Source organism: Sphingomonas lacusdianchii, from assembly GCF_022664395.1.
Taxonomy (GTDB): Bacteria; Pseudomonadota; Alphaproteobacteria; order Sphingomonadales; family Sphingomonadaceae; genus Sphingomonas; species Sphingomonas lacusdianchii.
Map to the genome: position 1 here is coordinate 28,671 of NZ_JAKRET010000018.1, position 18,121 is coordinate 46,791.

Annotated in this window: 23 protein-coding genes; 17 read left to right on the forward strand and 6 right to left on the reverse strand. The window is 64.1% G+C overall.

The features are described 5' to 3' along the window. Positions 1-150 precede the first annotated feature (150 nt). On the forward strand, positions 151-1,068 hold the full coding sequence (locus MF607_RS18845; RefSeq protein WP_242121706.1) for a lytic transglycosylase domain-containing protein: 918 nt from the start codon (positions 151-153) through the stop codon (positions 1,066-1,068). Here the strand turns inward: MF607_RS18845 and MF607_RS18850 are convergent. After that, positions 1,035-1,310 carry a hypothetical protein gene (locus tag MF607_RS18850; protein WP_056433691.1) on the reverse strand — a complete coding sequence of 92 codons (276 nt, stop codon included), beginning with the start codon at positions 1,308-1,310 and terminating at the stop codon, positions 1,035-1,037. The genes MF607_RS18845 and MF607_RS18850 overlap by 34 nt on opposite strands. A gap of 80 nt (positions 1,311-1,390) precedes the next feature. On the opposite strand from MF607_RS18850, the gene MF607_RS18855 reads away from it, so the two are divergent. After that, positions 1,391-1,576: a hypothetical protein gene (locus MF607_RS18855; RefSeq protein ID WP_242121708.1), complete on the forward strand. Its 186-nt coding sequence runs from the start codon at positions 1,391-1,393 to the stop codon at positions 1,574-1,576. Between the two features lie 92 nt (positions 1,577-1,668). Here MF607_RS18855 and repC read toward each other — a convergent pair whose 3' ends face one another. Together repC and MF607_RS18865 are read right to left on the reverse strand one after the other, a co-directional pair. After that, on the reverse strand, positions 1,669-2,910 hold the full coding sequence (gene repC / locus MF607_RS18860) for a plasmid replication protein RepC (RefSeq protein ID WP_242121710.1): 1,242 nt from the start codon (positions 2,908-2,910) through the stop codon (positions 1,669-1,671). A 483-nt stretch (positions 2,911-3,393) separates the two neighbouring features. Then, a complete protein-coding gene (locus MF607_RS18865) occupies positions 3,394-4,332 on the reverse strand; it encodes a replication initiator protein A (protein ID WP_342659165.1) in 939 nt (312 codons plus the stop codon). 400 nt (positions 4,333-4,732) lie between these two features. Between MF607_RS18865 and MF607_RS18870 the strand changes: the two genes are divergently transcribed. Next, positions 4,733-5,281 (forward strand): recombinase family protein, encoded by a 549-nt coding sequence (locus MF607_RS18870; protein ID WP_242121711.1) that lies wholly within the window; start codon positions 4,733-4,735, stop codon positions 5,279-5,281. A gap of 74 nt (positions 5,282-5,355) precedes the next feature. On the opposite strand, the gene MF607_RS18875 is transcribed toward MF607_RS18870, so the two are convergent. The 3 genes from MF607_RS18875 to MF607_RS18885 form a co-directional block, all read right to left on the reverse strand. Then, complete coding sequence (locus tag MF607_RS18875; RefSeq protein WP_242121713.1) at positions 5,356-5,664, reverse strand: hypothetical protein; 309 nt, start codon at positions 5,662-5,664, stop codon at positions 5,356-5,358. 139 nt (positions 5,665-5,803) lie between these two features. Further along, a complete protein-coding gene (locus MF607_RS18880) occupies positions 5,804-6,223 on the reverse strand; it encodes a helix-turn-helix domain-containing protein (protein ID WP_242121715.1) in 420 nt (139 codons plus the stop codon). A 48-nt stretch (positions 6,224-6,271) separates the two neighbouring features. Further along, on the reverse strand, positions 6,272-6,655 hold the full coding sequence (locus MF607_RS18885; protein WP_242121716.1) for a hypothetical protein: 384 nt from the start codon (positions 6,653-6,655) through the stop codon (positions 6,272-6,274). Between the two features lie 391 nt (positions 6,656-7,046). On the opposite strand from MF607_RS18885, the gene MF607_RS18890 reads away from it, so the two are divergent. The 14 genes from MF607_RS18890 to traU all read left to right on the forward strand — a co-directional run bounded on the left by MF607_RS18890 (position 7,047) and on the right by traU (position 18,114). Beyond that, positions 7,047-7,301 (forward strand): hypothetical protein, encoded by a 255-nt coding sequence (locus tag MF607_RS18890; protein ID WP_232307963.1) that lies wholly within the window; start codon positions 7,047-7,049, stop codon positions 7,299-7,301. Between the two features lie 39 nt (positions 7,302-7,340). Continuing rightward, a complete protein-coding gene (gene traL, locus MF607_RS18895; RefSeq protein WP_056433184.1) occupies positions 7,341-7,625 on the forward strand; it encodes a type IV conjugative transfer system protein TraL in 285 nt (94 codons plus the stop codon). Continuing rightward, the gene (locus tag MF607_RS18900; protein WP_242121717.1) at positions 7,626-8,210 is read left to right on the forward strand and encodes a type IV conjugative transfer system protein TraE; all 585 of its coding nucleotides are present in this window, start codon (positions 7,626-7,628) and stop codon (positions 8,208-8,210) included. Between the two features lie 86 nt (positions 8,211-8,296). Next, on the forward strand, positions 8,297-9,019 hold the full coding sequence (locus tag MF607_RS18905; protein WP_347340901.1) for a type-F conjugative transfer system secretin TraK: 723 nt from the start codon (positions 8,297-8,299) through the stop codon (positions 9,017-9,019). Continuing rightward, positions 9,016-10,344 (forward strand): TraB/VirB10 family protein, encoded by a 1,329-nt coding sequence (locus MF607_RS18910; protein ID WP_242121718.1) that lies wholly within the window; start codon positions 9,016-9,018, stop codon positions 10,342-10,344. Before MF607_RS18905 ends, MF607_RS18910 begins: the two co-directional genes overlap by 4 nt. Before the next feature lie 71 nt (positions 10,345-10,415). After that, positions 10,416-11,195, forward strand: a complete 780-nt coding sequence (locus MF607_RS18915) for a DsbC family protein (RefSeq protein ID WP_242121719.1) — start codon at positions 10,416-10,418, stop codon at positions 11,193-11,195. Beyond that, entirely contained in the window at positions 11,192-11,998 is an 807-nt protein-coding gene (locus tag MF607_RS18920; RefSeq protein ID WP_242121720.1) for a conjugal transfer protein, read from the forward strand. The genes MF607_RS18915 and MF607_RS18920 overlap by 4 nt, the downstream gene beginning before the upstream one ends. A 4-nt stretch (positions 11,999-12,002) precedes the next feature. After that, the gene (gene traC / locus MF607_RS18925) at positions 12,003-14,543 is read left to right on the forward strand and encodes a type IV secretion system protein TraC (RefSeq protein ID WP_242121721.1); all 2,541 of its coding nucleotides are present in this window, start codon (positions 12,003-12,005) and stop codon (positions 14,541-14,543) included. Next, positions 14,540-14,935: a hypothetical protein gene (locus MF607_RS18930; RefSeq protein ID WP_242121722.1), complete on the forward strand. Its 396-nt coding sequence runs from the start codon at positions 14,540-14,542 to the stop codon at positions 14,933-14,935. The genes traC and MF607_RS18930 overlap by 4 nt, the downstream gene beginning before the upstream one ends. Continuing rightward, positions 14,928-15,596, forward strand: a complete 669-nt coding sequence (locus tag MF607_RS18935) for a TrbI F-type domain-containing protein (protein WP_242121723.1) — start codon at positions 14,928-14,930, stop codon at positions 15,594-15,596. The genes MF607_RS18930 and MF607_RS18935 overlap by 8 nt, the downstream gene beginning before the upstream one ends. Continuing rightward, entirely contained in the window at positions 15,586-16,167 is a 582-nt protein-coding gene (locus MF607_RS18940) for a S26 family signal peptidase (RefSeq protein ID WP_242121724.1), read from the forward strand. Before MF607_RS18935 ends, MF607_RS18940 begins: the two co-directional genes overlap by 11 nt. Further along, entirely contained in the window at positions 16,164-16,823 is a 660-nt protein-coding gene (gene traW / locus MF607_RS18945; protein ID WP_242121725.1) for a type-F conjugative transfer system protein TraW, read from the forward strand. Before MF607_RS18940 ends, traW begins: the two co-directional genes overlap by 4 nt. Further along, positions 16,820-17,104, forward strand: a complete 285-nt coding sequence (locus MF607_RS18950) for a hypothetical protein (protein WP_242121726.1) — start codon at positions 16,820-16,822, stop codon at positions 17,102-17,104. Before traW ends, MF607_RS18950 begins: the two co-directional genes overlap by 4 nt. Continuing rightward, the gene (traU, locus tag MF607_RS18955) at positions 17,101-18,114 is read left to right on the forward strand and encodes a conjugal transfer pilus assembly protein TraU (RefSeq protein ID WP_242121727.1); all 1,014 of its coding nucleotides are present in this window, start codon (positions 17,101-17,103) and stop codon (positions 18,112-18,114) included. The genes MF607_RS18950 and traU overlap by 4 nt, the downstream gene beginning before the upstream one ends. Positions 18,115-18,121: the final 7 nt, after the last annotated feature.

Here is an 18,121-nt window from a genome sequence, read left to right on the forward strand (position 1 = left end):
CTTCGACAGCGATGGCGCCCGCATTTCAGCAGATGCGCTTCGTCGTAAATCTGTTTAAGCGCAAAGTCGGGTTCCCGATGCGCTCTCCTCCCGGGCAGGGTAATTTTTTTCCACGTTGACCATGCCTCCTTCCGATGGCTGTTTCGACAAATGAAGCACCCCGGCGCGCTGAGATTAGTCACAGGATTGGTCGCGGCTTCCGTCGCCCTCGGCCCTGCCGACGCGTCCCAGCGGCAAGCTGAACTGGTCGCATTCCGTGATTTGGCTGACGGTGTGGTGATTGATGTAGGCCGCACGGCGCCGAAGCCACTTCCACCATCAAGCGAGCAGCAGGGCGTCTCGCCCGAAGCCTTACAGGATGACTTCCGCAGCATCGCCGCGGCCGAGCAAGCACATACGACTACGGATGTTCCGAGCCCGGCGATCGCGATACCGCTTTGGATGCAGACGGGGAGGGTGATGACGGGTGCGGCTCAGGTCGCTCAGAGCGTCGTCGCGCCTTACATGTACAGTCCGGCCGCTTGCTCGATGACGCCTTACCGTCCGCGGGGCGATCTGGCTCCGTGGCAGGAGGCACGCCGCGCCCGATATTTCCCTCTCATCTCCGCCGTCGCCTGTGAGGCTGGCGTGCCTACCGGGCTCCTTGATGCCCTCGTCGCCCAGGAGAGCCGCTACGACCCGCTGATCGTCTCCAACAAGGGCGCGGTAGGCCTGACCCAGTTGATGCCCGACACGGCCCGAGGCTTGGGTGTTCTCGACTCCCGAGATCCGCTGGCCAATCTGAGAGGAGGGGCCAGATACCTTCGGTCTCACCTGGACGAGTTCAAGCGCGTCGATCTCGCACTGGCGGCCTACAACGCCGGCCCTGGCAGGGTACGAACCTTGGGAAGGATCCCACCCTTCAGGGAGACGATCGATTACGTTGCGGCGATCACCAAGGGGTGGAGCAGCGGTGCCTATCGAGCCGCATCCGTGCAAACCGCCGCGATGCCGAGTGCGGCAGGCTGGCGGGGCAGGGGGGTCCAGCTGCTGGCTTACACGTCGACGAGCGTGCCGAACCCGAGGTAATGGGCAAAGTAGATCGCGATCCCGAGTATAGCCGGTGCACCCAAGAGGTAGTTGAGCTGCCAACGAACCCACAGCCGCGGCGCGACGAGGACCTTGTCGAGCATGGTCGTGGTAGGCAGCCGGCTGTTTCCCGTGCGATAGTCATAGGCGGTCTTGATGACCGCGAAGACGGCGCACATCGCGACCATGACGCCGACGGCGGCATAGAGGGAGAGCCAGGCCTGGAGTGTCGCTTGGGGCATATTGACCACCTAGCAGCAAGATGCTGACGATCGCTTAACCCTCTTGGGGGTGCAAAGTTACCACCTGGCCGGACGCGTGAGTGCTCTACGTGGCCGACGGGATCGATGCGGGACTCCCGTTTCAGACGAACTACCAGCGGATCGCCCAGGCGTGGACGTGGCCCATCGTTGTCACCGCAATGGCGACGATTGCCGCCGTACCGCTCGCGGCGTTCGTCCTTCTGGGTCGCCGAGAAGATGCCGAGAAGGACACTGCTTCGAGCTGAATGCGTCTCCGGCCACCTCACAGCCTGCCTGATTGGAAGAAGCAGGCGAGGGGCGGGGGGCCTCTCGTTGCGAGCTTGGCAGGGGTTGGCCATCAATGCGCAGCCATTCGCTCGGTCCTGAAACCCCATAGGCTCTTTTGAAGGTCGAGCTCGCCGCGCTTCGCCCGCGCGACCATCCCGGCGTAATAAGCGCCCGCTGTAAGGCGGATCTCATTGCGCGCCTCTCTCTCCGCAGTGATCATGACTGCGACAGCAGCGCCGTCGCGACCCAGCGTATCGATCGCATCCACCCACGTTCCGGAACGGATGCCGAGGTCATGCCGCAGGCGCGCCGCGGCGTTATGAACGTCGGGCCACCGCGGCCGGGCCTCCGTTAGATACATCGCGGTTGTCGGGAACATCTCCGCAAGATCGCAAGGCCGCACCTTGAGGCTGCTCTGAGAAGGGGAGGGGGGCAGCACCGCTTGATCGGGCAGGCTCACGTCAGGATCAGAACTACATCCTCGCTCAGCATGTACGGTATTTTTAGAGGGAATGGTTTGTATATGTATGTCGGGTGATTCAGCTGACCCCGACGGGTTATTTAGTCCTGTGAACATGAAACGATCGATGGTCTCTCCGACCAGATCCTCTACGCCGGGAAGCCGATCGAGCGCGGCCTGGTAGCCTTCGCCGTCGCCCATGGTCCTGGCCTGCGCGGCAGCGAACGCGATCTCGTCGATCGCGTCTTGGAGTGCCATCCAGTGCAGTCCAGTGAGGCTCAGATCAGCGGCCTGCGCGAGTGCCTGTCCGACGATCCGGCGAACGCGCGCGATCTCCTTCTTGCCTGTCTTGAAGAGTGCATAGAGGGCGTTGAGGCGGTCGCCGGCATCCTTCAGCTCGGCATAGCGCAGCCGAATGGGCGAGAGGTCGAGGCCGTAGGCTTCGACGATAACGCCGTCACGGTTCCGGAAGCCGCTTCGGCGTCCCGACGCGCTATCCCGCGCGAGGATCAGGCCTGCGGCGCGCAGCTCGCGCAGCCGCGCCTTGATGCACGCGACGGTCTTCCTGACCTCGTCCGCAAGGTGCTGGTTGCTCGGCCAGACGACGAGCGGGCGGTCGGCGGCCCAATCGGCCTCCCAGGTGAGCTGGACGAGATCCATTAGCGTCTCGATCGCGCCGTTGCTGACCGCGATCGCGCCTTTCAGCGCCTTCACGACCCTGCGAGCGTCTTGTTTGGATATCTGGACGCCGCTCCCGTCGACGACCTTCATCCTCCGGGTGAGCTCGCGCGTCAGCGCCGTGATCGGCCGCGCCCCGGTCCGGCCGGTGAAAGCCGTTTGCGTATAGTTCATCGTTCGCCCCCTCGGATGGAGGGACCGTCAGCAGGCATAACTCGTGCGTGGCGCGAATCGCGCTCCCTTGAACCGGGTGTCAGGATCGTCTAAATGGGAGGTCTATCGCGGACCGGTCAGCGTTTGGCGACGCTGCCCATCTTACGGTTCCAGGGTGCCCGGCCTTCGTGCCGGGCATTCGTTTATGTGGCCACGGTCATAGCTCCAGAAAATGCGACGGAAGGTCGCCCGAGCACAGTGCCGCAGATGCAAAGGTTAAGAAACCACGAGGATTCGTGGTATCGGCTACGCTCGCCGGAAAAGATTCGTGGTATCGACTACGCCTGCAGCGATAAGTTCGTGGTATCGACTACGCGGCAACGCAAAGTTCGTGGTATCGGCTACGCCTAAGCGAATGGTAGTTGGCCTTCGACGCGATCGGCAGTGCTGACAAGGCGGGCAGGGGGAATGAGTCGCGCCTCCGACTGTCGTAATCAAATCCGATCAGTTGTCGGACACGGATTTCGATCGCTTCATCGGCGCCAGGACAGTCGGAACCTCGCGAATGACAACAACCTCGTCCGAGACCTTGCTGCTTTTCGAGGCACCTTCGGCGGCTTGGATGGAAAACTCGAAGCCCGGGACTGTACCGTTTGCAGCCTCGACAACGTAAGGCTTGAAGAGACGGGTCAGGCTTTGATGGCCGATCTGGTGTTGTAGGTCACCCAACCTTATCGAGGTCACGCCGGAGAAGCGCAGGAAGCAAGCGACTTCATAGAGCCGACGGTTGATCGGGCTCAGCTGGAAGTAGCTGGGTGCGTATTGCATGACACTTCGATCCTTAAGGATCGCCCGGAACAGCCAATCGCACAGACGAACGTTCACGGCCTTGAGCCTGCGCTCGCCGGTTCGCGTCTTGGTATATTGAAGGCGGGCGGTCTCAACCCAGGAGAAGAATCCCGCTTCGCCCTCGCCACCAGTCTCGATGTCAGTCTTGATCTGGGTGCTCTGCAGTCGTTCCAATGCCTCGTACAATCTTGTATACGCGTTGGATGACGGTGTAGCTCCGGTGACTCGGAAGAAGTCATTGGCAGTGAACTGGAAGTTTTGGCTTACTGGCTCGCCGTTCTCGATCTTCGCAGCCATAAGGCTGGCGATGTAGAGGATAACCTCTTTGTCGTAGATGTTGGCGACACCCTTATGGCCAGGCTGCACCTCGATACTGATCTCGCCGGTGCTGTAGGCAAGCGGCTTCATCCATGCCTGCTTCGTAAGCGCGAAGAAGGGGTATGCCATCAGCGATAGCTCGCCATGAACACCACCGCGTAGTGGGCTGTCCATGGAGAAGAGGTCGCCTTGCATCGGAACCACTGCGTCTTTGGCAGTGCCGGTCGGCGCCCGATCTTTCGACAGGCCTGGTTCGGCCGCCTTACTCTTCGGCATGACCAACTCCGTCGTCTACCAGTCGGCTCACGCGCGTCCGAACCGCGGCGACTCCATAGGCGTAGGCGATACCACGAGCCGGTCGACCCGTAAGGCCGGTCATGGGGTGAGGCGTAGTCGATACCACGAACTTCAGGCGGGTTTCGGGCGGAAAACGTAGCCTTCCGACGGGAGGGTGCCTGCCATTTCGGTCCAACTTCGTACTATCGACTACGCCTACGAGACCCGCACCGGGGTTGGTCGGCTTCGTCGCAAACGACCTGTTTTGACGAGGCACCATGGGAATGGATCGCCCGGCGCGATCGGCCGAGAGGCCGGCTGCGGAATGTGACTTCTCAAAACCCATCGCCAATTGTAATCCCGATCGATGAGCCTTGTCGATGAGTTTTGAGAAAAATCGATGCTGATCGGCTATGCGCGCGTGTCGACGCCCGAGCAGGATCTGACCCTGCAGCTCGATGCGCTGCGACAAGCCGGGTGCGAGCGGTGCTTTTCCGACAAGGCCAGCGGCGCGAAGATCAGTCGCCCTGGTCTGGTCGAGGCCATCAGCTACGCGCGCGCCGGCGATGTGCTGGTCGTCTGGAAGCTGGATCGGCTGGGCCGAACGATGAAGGGTCTGGTCGACCTCGCGGCCGAGCTTGAGGAGAAGGGCATCGGCCTGCGTTCGATCACGGACGGCATCGATACCTCCGGTACTGCCGGCAGGTTGGTCTTCAACATCCTCGCCGCCATGGCGCAGATGGAGCGGGAGCTGGTCAAGGAGCGCACCACCGCGGCGCTTGAGGTCGCCAGGCGTCGGGGTCGCTTTGGCGGTCGAAAGTCGGTCATGACCGACGACCGTCGGAATGCGGCCGAGAGCCTTCTCAAGACAGAGATGACGCCACGCGAAATAGCCGGTGCGATCGGCGTATCGCTGTCGACCTTCTACCGCCATTTCCCGGGTAGGTGACCGCGGCGTAGATGGGCGGACGAGGGCCTTCCTAGCTGGCCAGTGGAAGAGCGACCCGGCCGTACGCGCGAAGGCTACCGATGCGATTCGAGAGCCTTCGCCGGATCCTCTTCGGACGCCGGTTCGCCGTCGCCACTCTGTGGCACCCGATCCTTCTGTAGGTGCGCGGTTGGAGGCGATCGAAACCCCTCCGAGCCAAGGAACTCGTACTTGACGTAGCGGTCGGAATCGATGCGCTCGAGCACCGCGTTGATCACGGCTTCGCGGGAGGGCAGCTGGAGCCGCTGCTGTAGCCGCTCCGCGATGGCCACCGCCACGGGCGACAAGGCGATCGTTGAGCGCCGGTAGCCGGCTTGATCCTCGCGCTGCTTCTTCAGTCGCATGGACCGGGTACTGCGTTTTATAGGCTGCTCGTCGCTTGTCATAAGCGGACGACAATCTGCCAGCATCAGGCGACGTGCAATATGACTTCGGCATGACGAAACTTAGCCGCGCCGGTCTGCATAGCAGGCGATGCCACGGTCACTGCGCAGTTTGATCGAGAGTGTCGTCGTCGGCCTCTAGATCGAGAGTGACGTCGTCCTCAGGAGCGTCCTGCTGCGCGCGGTAGGTGGTGAGAATGCGCTCGTACATCGCCATCGTTTTATTGAGCGACTGCAGGAAGACGGGTTCGAAGTAGATCATCGGCTCATTCAGGATATCGACGGCGAAGTAGGCTCGGACGACGTCAATCTCCAGGATCTCCACGAGCTGGTCGATGAGATGCCCGGTGAGGGGCGTACGACCCGCCTTGATCTTGACGACAAGGCTGAGGCTTCGCCCCAGTCGGGCGGCTACCTGTGGATTCGTCAGCCCCCGACGACGCCATTCCTCGCGGAAAAGCGTGAGAAAACCTCGTTGTCTGTCAGCGCTGACGGCGAACGCTTTGCCCTGGTGGTACATGGTGCGACCCCCTAACGGGTCGTAATACTCCGTTATTCCGCACGATTGTCAATCACGCGCGTCCACGGCAATGTGTGAACAATCGATAAATGTTCCGTGAAATACGGCGAGTAGTGCTGTTACGAAGGCGAGCCGAGTGGGAACCGGGTGGTCGGCGTGTTTCATCGCTAGATCACGCGCTCGTTGGAAGATGGGTTTCTGGCTAAGCGGGATGCGCAACGTCACTCGCACGTCGCCGGGCAGATCTAGCTTGAGCGCCTCGGCAACCAAGGCCTTGGGATCCTCCATAGACAGGAAGATTTCCATGCCTTTCAGGGCTGTAGCGGACACGCTCTCGAACGCCAGTGTGTGGTGCGAGTGGATGCGGATGGCGTGACTCGCCAGCCGGAACACCGACTTATCGAACGTGAATGTGTAGATCACCTGAGACATAGGCGATCATATTCCCTCCCCCGGGGGATAGGCCATACCTGATACGCGGCGATTGCGGTTGCCGCCGGCCTCTCGTGCCGCAGTCCCTCCATCGTTCACAAAGATCAGGACAAGTAAACAGGGGAATTATTTTACCCTGTCGATCGGTCCACGGCGGGAATGAACCATTTCGGCTGGAAGTGCGCTGCGGTCGTGCGTTGCCTACTAGATGTTACAATCACTGTCACAAACAGGGTAACTTTTTTCCTCTGTTCAAGTCTTGAAATTTGGTTCCTTTTGAAGACGGCGCAGCAATTTGCTTCGTCTATCAAGGGGAAAGAGCATGTCTGCACTTGCGATGCCGAAGGGGGGTCGTACCAACGCCGTCCTTCTCGGCCTGGCAATCATCGCCATGGTGATGGTGCTGGGCGCGTCGGCGGCGTTCGCCGGCACCGACACGACGTTCAATACCGCGCTGACGAAGTTCACGGACTTCCTCGAGGGCTCGGGCGGCAAGATCATCACCGTGATGAGCCTCGCCGGCGGCATCGTCGCGCTCGCGTCGGGTCGCTTCAGCCTCGGCCAGGTGGCCGTCCCGGTCGCGGTCGGCGTCGGCGCCGGCACCGGCATTCCGATCGTCACCTCGACCGTCACCGCGACGATCTGAGGCGCGGCTGGATCAACCGCTGGGAGGGCGGCTTAGCTTATGGACCGGTATTCCATCCCCTCGCATCTCGACGACCCGGAGCTGATCGGCTTCTGGACGCTGGACGAGTTCCTCGCGATGGCGATCCCCTTCGTGTGGGGCATCCTCTCGCAGCACGTCGTGATCGGGTTGGTGGTCTCGTTGCTCGGATGGTGGGGCTTTCGCAAGCTCAAAGCCGGGAAGGCCTCGTCGTGGATTCTCCACATGGCCTACTGGCACCTGCCCTCGAGCTTCACCGGGCTAAAGGCGACGCCGCCCTCTCACCTTCGCGTGATGGTGGGCTAAATGGATTACAGTGTCGGCCTCGCGCAATCGCAGCGGGTCATCAAGCAGCGCAACATGCTCGGCATCGTGGCGCTGGTGCTGGCAGGTCTCGTTGTCCTCCTATTCCTGGTCGGCGCCACGCGCGACCGCGAGATCGTGCTGCAGCCGATCGTGCGCACGCCGCTGACGCTCTCTTCGAGCGGTGTAAGCCGGGACTACCTCGAGATGGTCACGCGCGACACAGCGCTGATGACGCTCAATCGGTCCCCCGAGAACCTCCAATACTGGATGGACTCGATCCTCGCGATCGCCACGCCAGAAAGCCACGGCGCGCTCAAGCGCGATCTCATGAAGATCGTCAACGAGCAGAACGGCTCGACGATCAGTCAGTATTTCACGCTCACCGGCATGAAGGTCGACCCTGAGGCTCTGACCTCTGAGGTGAGCGGCACCCTCCACACCGTCGTCGGCTCGAAGTCGGTCACCGCCGAGCCGAAGACCTTCCGCTTCAACTGGGCGTATCGTGGCCTGTCTCTGCAGCTGAAGGGCTTCGGGATGGTGAGCAAGGCCGACAAGGACGGCGCCGCATCCGGAGACGCGTCATGAGCCCTCTGCTTGCCTATAGCCTGATCGGCGCTGGAGGGGCGGTCACCACGCGCTGGTGCCACCTCTCGCGCCTGATCGGCGGTTGCATGATCGTGGTCGGCGGGGTCGCGCTCGCGGCGCCTGCTTTCGCCGACGAGCACGTTCTCGCACGCGACAACAGCGAGGTCGCCTGCACGATGTCGAAGTCCGGGCTGACGCGGGTCAGCCTCAAGGACGATCGCTTCGCCAGCGTCTCCAAGCTCACGACCGGCGTCGACAGCGAGGACTTCACGGTCGTCAACGAGCCCAATCGCGGCGACATCTACGTCTCGGTGCCGGAAGGCTACTCGCGCGCCACGGTGTCGTTCTTCGGCACGACCGCCAAGGGATACGTCTACAAGTTCGCCTGCAGGTTGGCCGGCGACGACGCGCAGCAGGTGTTCGTCGAGAACAAGGACGTCGAGGCGGAGAAGCAGACGCAGGTCGCATCCGCTGCCGCGACGCCGCAGGAGGCGTCGGCGAACCTCGTCCAGGCGATGTACGAGAACGCGAACATCGACGGGTTCGAGATCCGGCCCGCCTCCATGTCGGCGGTGATGATCGGCACCCTCAAGGTGCAGATGATCTCGGAATACCGCGGGGCGCAGATCGCCGGTCGCGTGCTGCGGATTCAGAACACCGGCAAGGCGCCGGTGTCGCTCGGTGAAGGCACGATCGCGCCGTCGAACGCGATCGCGGTCTCGGTGCCGCACCCTGACCTCAAGCCGGGCGAAGCCACCACCGTCTACATCGTCACGCCTTCGGGCCTCGCCAACGGAGTGCGGCCATGAGCCTCAGGGACATCTTCAATCGCAACAAGGCCAAGCAGCTCGATGCCGAGCCCGAGGAGGGCGACGACACTGGCATGATGGCCGGCAACGATGCCGTGCGGAAGAAGCAGACCATGTGGCTGGCGATCATCGCCGGCTTCATCGTGATGCTCGGCGGTTGGTACATCCTCAAGCCGTCAGGCAAGGCTGCCATCGCATCGACCGACGGCAAGGACGTGACGATCGCGACCGACGACATGGTCAACCGCAACATGTCGCAGCGCGAATGGCAGGCCTCCTCCGAGGCGCAGATGCAGTCGATCAACAACCAGCTGAAGTCGGTCGACGGCCAGGCCGCGCAGATGCGGGCGCTCCAGGAGCAGGTTGCGGCGCTGCAGGGCCAGAACCAATCGATGGCCTCGGACGGTCAGCGCGTCATGAGCGCCTATCAGCAGGAGAACGATCAGCTGCGCAAGCAGCTCTCGGACCGCTCGAGCACGCCCGCGCCTGCACCCCTGCCGACCCAGATGTACGGCGCCGCGCAGCAGAATTACCGGGGACCCGGTGGGGCAGGGGGCCCGATGACGGCGGGTGAAGCGGCCGCGGCTGCCGTTGCGTCGCGGCAAATTAAGCTCGTCTCATTCGAGGGTGGCCCGGCCGGCACCGCCACGCGGATCTCGGGAGGCACGACCAGCTACACCGACAGCCCCAACTACCTGCCGCCAAACTCGATTGCGAAGGCGAAGGTCATCGTGGGCGTCGACGCTTCGGCCGGTGTTCAGTCGCAGTCGGACCCGCTTCCGGTTGTGCTGCGCATCACCGGACCGGCGCGGTCGGTCTACCGGGACGGCAAGCTGCTCACCACGCGGATCGAAGGCTGCCTCATTAACGGCGCGGCGCGCGGCGACCTCTCGTCCGAGAAGGTCTACGTCAAGCTGCAGCGGATGACGTGCCCGCAGTCGAACGGCCGCTACGCGGTGTCCGACGTAAAGGGTTTCATCAGCTTCGCCGGCAAGACGGGTGTCCGCGGTCGCGTCGTAAGCCGGGAGGGTGGCCTCGTCGGGCAGGCGTTCCTCGCCGGCGTCGCAGGTGGCATCGGCCGCGGCTTCGCGGCGAATGCCAACTCCTCGCTCCTCGGCTCGAACATCACCGTCAACGGCAAACGCCAGATGCTCGGCGTCGGCGAACTGGCGACCGGCGGTATCGGCAATGGTGTCGCAGAGGCCGGCGACATGGTCAGCAAGTACCTGATCGAGCGTGCTGAGCAATATCAGCCGGTCATCGAGATGCCCACCGGCATCGATGTCGAGATCGTCTTCCTCGAGGGCGTCTTCATCCAGAACTGAGCGGCCTCGACCAGGTCGGAAAGGCGGGAAGAGTTATGATGCAGGGTTTGGGATCGGTAACGCTGGCAGCGATGGCGGCGCTTCTCACCGGGAGCGCTGCGGCCCCCGACGGCGAGATCGTCAAGGCCGCGCTGACGAAGCGACTGCCCAAGACGCAGGTGACCTCGGTCGACTGCTCCAAGGTGGACGGCCTGTGCGAGGTCGTGGCTGGCTCGAACCTCTTCTACGTCGACAAGTCCGCGCGCTTCCTTGTCATCGGACGCGTCTACGACATGCAGACGCGCCAGGACCTTACCGCCGCGCGGTTGCTGGCGCTCAACCCAGACATGCTGGTGGGCGGTGCGGCGAAGGCGAACAGCGCAGCCGATGCTCCCGACGCCGCGCCGCCTTCGGTGGGCGCAGGCACGCGGGTGACCCAGGCGGCGTCCCCGCAACGCCTCGACCTTTCGCGGCTGTCGAAGAAGGGTGCGATCGTCTGGGGTTCGGGGGCGCAGACGGTGACCGTCTTCTCGGACTTCCACTGCGGCTACTGCCGCGCGCTCAGCCAGTCGCTCGAGACGATGAACGTCACCGTGATCGAGCGACCGATCTCGGTCCTCGGCAGCCGCGAGGTCGCCGACCTCGTGCTGTGCGCGCGCGACAAGCATGCCGCGGTGCGCGCCGCCTATGCGCAGGACGAGATCCGCACCGGCCCCAAGTGCGACACCAGCGGTCTGGATGAGAACGAGGCCTTCGCCAAGGCGCACGGACTCAACGGCACGCCGGTCATCGTCCGCTCTGACGGCGCCGTGATGGAGGGCTTCAAACCGAAGCCGCAGCTCGAAGCATGGTTGAAGGGAGCCAGGTCGTGAAGAGCGATGTCATCTATTTGCCGGCAGGTCCCGTGCCGGCGCTGCCTTCCCGCCGCACTCGGCTGATGACGGGCGTCGTGCTCGCTGTCGCCGGCTTGGCAATGACAAGCTGCACCACGTTCGGCACCAACATCTCGGGCAAGTTCGGTTGCGGCGCGCCGGCAGGCGGCAGCTGCGCCCCGGCGACCGTTATCGACGACAAGGCGCTGGCCGAGATTACCGGCGACACCAGCTTTCGGCCTGCGGTGCAATACCAGCAGGCACCCGTCCGCGCCGCGCCGGAGAGCGTAGCGATCGCCGCGGCCGGCACGGTGGGTGTTCGGCCGCAGAAGGTCCTCCGTATCGTCTTCCCGGCGCATACCGACGGCGCCGGCCGGTATCACGAGACGAGCGTCGTGCAGGCGGTGGTCGACAGTGGCCAGTGGGTTGCCGCGACCAACGGCCATGGCCCGGGCCTCGCCGCCTCGACCACACTCAACGTGAGCCCCGAGATCCTTTCGCAGCTCGGCGCGCCGATCGACGCCGTCACGGCCAACGAGCGGGCGACTGCAGAGCGCTTGGCTGCGGAGACGACGCCGGTAGCCGCCCCTCCTGCGAGCGGGGCCGCGCCGAGCGTCGGCGCTGTCGCTGCCGCTCGAGCCAAGGCCAAGGGCGGTCGCCCGCTCGCCGCGACAAGGCCGGTCACGCCGGCGCCGACGCCTGTGTCGACCCCGGTCGCGGCGGCATCGCCTGCTGGACAGCGGATCGCCTCGTCGTCGCCGTCCAACCGCCCCGCACGCTTCAGCCCGAACGTGGAGGACTGATCACATGGCAGCCAAGAGGGGTTTCATCGCTCGCATGCTGGGCGACACGCGCGGAACGGACGAGGGCACGCCGGCCTTCGACGCGCCGATGCTCTCGAACTGGCTGCCGTACCGCAGCTACGATCAGCGACACGACATCTTCTACCAGACCAACTCGATCGGCTTCGCGCTCGAGCTCGCGCCGCTCATGGGCGCCGACGAGCGGACCGGCGAGATCCTGGCTCAGCTCCTTTCGGAAAGCATCCCCACCAACGCGCGCGTGCAGATCCTCGCGTTTCAGAGCCCGCGCGTCGGCAAGCTAATCGCGCAATATGCGCTCCCGCGCTTCAAGGCCGGCGGTGTCCACCGCAAGATCGCCGAGCATCGCTCAGCCTTCCTCCGCCAGGGTGCGTGGGTGTCAATGTCGAAGGACGGTCCCTTCCACGTCCGCAACCACCGCATCTTCCTGTCGGTGTCGATCGCGAGCGGCAAGTCGAGCCCCGAGGAGCTTGTCGGCGTGCGCGACGGCATCGTCTCGACGCTTCAGTCGATCGACATGCCGTCGGCCCGCATGAAGCCGGTCGACCTCATCTCGCTGATCGACGACATCACCGCTCCCGCCTTCAACGTGGCGGAGGAGGTGCTCGAATATTCCGAGCTCGACCCCATCGCCGATCAGTGCATGCGTCGTGACGTGCAGACGGTGGTGCAGGCGGATCGCCTCCTCGTCTCGGTCGAGCCGCTGCGTGCGGTCACCAATCTTTCGGGCGAGACGGCCTATGAGGAGATCCGCCCGGACACGTTCGACTACCGCTTCTTCTCGGTCCGAAACCTGCCCAATCGCTGGGCGCCCTGGGACGTGCAGAAGCTGATCGGTGACATGTTCTCCGACAAGCTTCGCCCGGGCTGTCCTACGCTGACCTCGCTTTGTCTGTGCTACCAGGACGAGCAGGCGGCATCGTCCAAGGCCGGCTACAAGTTCATGCGCACCTCGAGCCTCGCGGACTCCAAGTCGGCAAGGCTCCTCCCGCAGCTCAAGGATCAGAGCCGCGAATGGGAGCACGTGACGCAGGAGCTCAGGCTCGGCAAGAAGCTCGTCCAGGCCTATTATTCGGTCGGCATCATCAGCCCGAAAGGGCAGGGCGATGCCAACGAGCGCACCGTCAAATCGATGTACAAGGCGGCGGGCTGGGACCTGCTGGACGAGCGGTTTCTCCAAATCATGGCGTTCATGTCGTGCCTGCCGATGACGCTCGGCAACGGCATCGACAGCGACTTGAAGCGCATGAAGCGGCTGCGCACGATGCTGACCAGCACGACGGCGAACATGCTTCCCATCCAGGGTGAGTATCTCGGCGGGCACCTTCCGCACCTGATGTTCGTCGGCCGGCGTGGCCAGCCCTTCTTTTGGTCGCCCTTCGAGAACAAGGCGGGCAACCATAACGTCGCGGTGTTCGGCAAGTCGGGGTCGGGCAAGTCGGTGGCCTTGCAGGAGCTGTGCGCCGCCTTTGCCGGCGTCGGTGCCAAGATCATCGTGATCGACGACGGCCGCTCGTTCGAGCACATGGCCAAGAGCCTCGGCGGCAATTTCGTCGAGTTCCGCCTGCGCGACGGGTTCAGCCTCAATCCGTTCTCGATGATCGATGAGACCCTCGTGGCGAAGGACGAAGATTATCTCGTCGACGCCCTCGCGATGCTCAAGTCGATCATCGGGCAGATGGGCCGCCATATCGACAAGCTCAACGACACCGAGCGGGGCCTTATCGACCGGGCCGTCAATCGGGTGTGGGAGGCCAAGGGGCGCGGCGGCAGCGTCGACGACGTTGTGCAGGAGCTGCGCACCGACGGCAGCCCGCAGGGCACCGATCTCGCGATCGCGATGTTCCCGTTCTCCTCGGAGGGCACCTACGGCCAGTTCTTCGTCGGCGAGGCGTCGGTCGACATGTCGAACGCCTTGACCGTCTTCGAGCTGTCAGACCTCGCCAGTCGCGAGGAGCTCCGCTCCGTCGTGCTCACCGCGATCATGTTCACGTCGAGCCAGACGATGCGTCGCATGGATCGCCAGATCCCCAAGGCGCTGCTGATCGACGAGGCGTGGCAGATGCTGCGTGGGGGATCGATGGCCGACTTCGTCGAGACCTATAGCCGCACGTGTCGCAAATACGGCGCCTCGCTCATCACCGCGACGCAGAGCCTCAACGACTATTACAAGTCGGAGGGCAGCCTTGCGGCGCTGGAGAACAGCGACTGGTCGGTCATTCTCATGCAGAAGCCAGACACGATCTCGGACTTCCAGAAGCACGGTCGGTTCGACATGGACCCCTATACCGAGAGCCTGCTTCGATCGCTGAAACGCAACGGTGCCGAATATTCCGACATCATGATCAAAGGCCCGGATAGCCAGGCGGTCGGCCGGCTCGTTCTCGATAAGTATTCGGCCACGCTCTATTCCTCGAGTCCGCAGACGTTCGCCGCGATCGAGCACCTGATCGAGCAGGGCTTTTCGATGGACGAGGCGATCGAGCGCGTCGCGTATCCGGAGCAGTATCTGGAGGCCGCGGAATGAGCGCGACCGACGGTTACGGCTTCGACAGCGACTGGCAGGTCGTGACGCGGCGGCGAGTGCCCCGCCGCTGGCAGCACGACCTCCGCCGGGCGATTGCTGACACGAGCTATGTCGCGCTGCGCTTCTCAGGATGGCTAGCGATGACGACGCTCGCGGCGATGGGCGTGACTGTCCTGTTCTTCCTCATGCTGGGCAACTTCACCCCGCTCGGCTTCTTCTCGCAGGTCGCCAACCTGGGATCGCGCTTCGTCTCGGCCGATGCCGTTCGGCGGGCGACGTTCGTCGGCGAACTGCGAATCGTCGCCATCCTCATCTTCGGGGTCATCGCTCTGCTGCGCTGGCAGCTGCTCATCGCGATCCTCGTTCCCTCGAAAGGCCCCCGTCATGGTTGACGTCCTCGACACGCCTGCGCCGGCCGCGGCCGCTCACCCGACCGATACGGCTTCCGATCGGTTCGACTTCTCTGGCGCCGAACTGCCGAGTTCGCGCAGGGCGCCTGGTGCACCACCGCCGGCCGCCAAGAAAGCCGAGGGCCTGCCGCCGATCACCTGGGCGATGGCCGCGATCGCGACCGTCATGCTGCTGTGGGTAGCCTGGGTCACCAAGCACATCGCCAGCCCGGCCGCGGCGGTGCCGATGGCAAGCGTTCGGCTCGAGACGATCGTCAGCGAGTACGTCCAGGCGCAGAGCCACAGCAATGGGCAACCAGAAGCCGTGGCGGCTCAGACGCGCGCCTTCATGGGGGCGCTCGATCAGGAGCTGCAGAAGATCGGCGCATCGGGCACCACCGTTCTCGTCGGCGAGGCCATTCTTTCCAAGAACGTACCAGACATCACAGATCAGATCCGCCGTGCGGTCTATGCGAAGGCCCCGCTTCCCGCGGCCGCCCCAGCATCGCCGGCAGGTCCCGCGGTTGGCGCGGTTGCCCCATCAGCCTCCGGGGCAGCCGCGCCGATCGCGCCGGCCGCATCACCCTTCGCACCGCCGGCGCAGGGCTCCGCACTCGATGCCGCGATCGCCCCCTCAGTCAGCGGGTCGAACAGTGGCCAGTAAGGCCGCCCTGCTCGAACAGACCGCACCGGGGCAAACCGCTGCTCCGGGTGCGGTCGACCGGCGCGCTCTTCTCACCAAGCGCGTGAGGCAGTGGAGCGCGGTGGCGCTGATGGCTGTTGCCTGGGCCTCCTACAACACGATCGCGGACTGGCAGAAGAACAACGCCTTCCTCATCAACGCCAGCGATAGCCTCCCGAACTGGGCCTTCTTCGTCCACCTCCACCATACACCCGCGAAAGACGACTATGTCTTCTTCGCACCGCCTGCGAACCCGCTCGTGCAGCGCCATTTCGGCCCGACCTCCGGGCCCTTCGGCAAGCGCGTGATTGGCATGCCCGGTGCGCTCGTCGAGCACCGCGGATCGGACGTTTATGTCGACGGCGTTCGCGTCGCGCACATGAAGCCGCTGACCCGCACCGGCGAGCCGCTTACGCCCGGACCGGTCGGCCGAGTGCCGCGTGGCTGCTACTATGTCGGCACGCCGCATCCCGACGGGTTCGACAGCCGCTACGCCGAGATCGGCTTCGCCTGCGCGAGCCAGATCATCGGCACCGGGACACCCATCCTATGACCGCGCGCCGTCTGCTCGCCGCGGGCACGTTCGCTGCGGCGCTCGTCGCCAGTTCGTCCTGGCCGCTCGTGCAAGGCGCCCTCGCGCGCGACCATGGCGTCATGGGGCAGACCTGGGGCATCGCTGAGCCCGATCTCCTGACTACGATCGATGGTCGCCTCAAGGCGCTGCAGGCGAACGGGGGTATCGAGCGCATGCAGGCGACCATGCGTGCGAATGCCGAGAACCGCGTGCGCAACCCGCTACCGGTGAGCGGCATCACGCCAGTCCGCGAGGCGAAGAGCTGGACCTTCGATCCGTCGATCGTCCTCGATCGGGATCTGCGCGATGTGAAGGGTAACCTGGTCGCTGCGGCCGGCACCCGAGTGAATCCGCTCGCGTTCGTGTCGCTCAAGACAGACCTCGTGTTCATCGACGGACGTGATGACGCTCAGGTCGATTGGGCGCTGAAGCGCTGGAGCGCGACCGCCGCCAAGATCATCTTCGTCGCCGGCTCGCCGTTCGAGCGCATGGGCGAGAAGAAGCGTCGCTTCTTCTTCGACCAGCAGGGCCGGCTCAGCGGCCATTTCGGCATCACCCATGTCCCCGCGATCGTCGCGCCGGAAGGTCAGGCGATGCGGGTCAGCGAAGTCGAACTGCCGGGACGTGCGTCATGATGTGGCTCGACATGCTCCGCACACCGATGGCGGCTCCCGAGACGCCACGCCTCAAGGCGATGAGGCTGACGATCCTCGGATGCGCTGCGCTGCTGGTGATGACCATCGTGTCGCTGGCTCCGTTGCGCAGCGTGATCGGCAACGGGGCAGGGGGGATCGCGGCGCTGCTGATCGTCGTGCTCGCCATCCTGGTGCCGGTCTACGCGACGACCAAGAACCGGGCGGATAACGCCTATCTCGACCAACTCGTCGCGGTTCGCGAAGGGGGCGACGTCGCATGATCCGCCGGCTGCTCGCACTTCTCGGCATCGTTGCAGCTTTCGCGCTGCTGCCGGCGCCGGCGAGCGCAGGCCCGTCGAATTGCACCGGCAAGTTCGTCAATCCCATCACGGACGTCTGCTGGTCGTGCCTGTTCCCGCTGTCGGTGGGCGGGCTGCATATCTGGCCGGGTTCGCGTCCCGACACCAACAACCCTGACTTGCCGGTCTGCGCCTGCGGCAGCCCGGTGCCGCGGATCGGCATCGCGATCGGTTTCTGGGAGCCCGCTCGTCTCGTCGACGTGACGACCAAGCCGTGGTGCTTTCCGAATCTTGGTGGTCTGCGGCTCAACCCGGGGCTCGATATTGGGCAGGGCCAATATACCGGGCCGCTGATCAAGGGTGGGGCGACCCAAGCTTCGGCCAACTGGCAGGCGCACTATTACGTCTATCCGCTGCTCTACTGGCTCGAGATCCTCACCGATTTCGCTTGCTTCGAGCAGACGACCTTCGACGTTGCCTACATCACCGAGATCGATCCGCTCTGGAACGACGACACCCTGACCACGGTCATCAATCCGGAAGTGGCGCTGTTCAACAATCCGATCGCGGTGGCCGCCTGCGCGGCCGACTGCGCCGCGGCGACTGCCAAGCTGCCGATCGACCAGATGTTCTGGTGCGATGGGTGCAACGGCTCGATGTTCCCGATGAACGGCAATGTGGCTGCCCACAACTCGCCCGTTCAATCCTCACGCCTCGCCGCGGAGCGGCTGTTGTTCAAGATGCACCGCCAGGGTCTGGCCTGGGGCACGGCAGGGTCAAAGGCCCTTTGCAACAAGTACATCATGCCGATCCTGAAGAAGTCGCAATATCGGATTCAGATGACCAACCCGACACCGACCGTCAGTGGGAAATATGCCTGCTCGCCAATCGGCGCTTCAACGCTTCCGCCCGATGCCGGCCGTGCCTTCCCCGTAGGGGGAGAGGACTTCGGGTATCTGCTTTGGCGCAAGCGCAACTGCTGCATGCTGTGAGGATAGT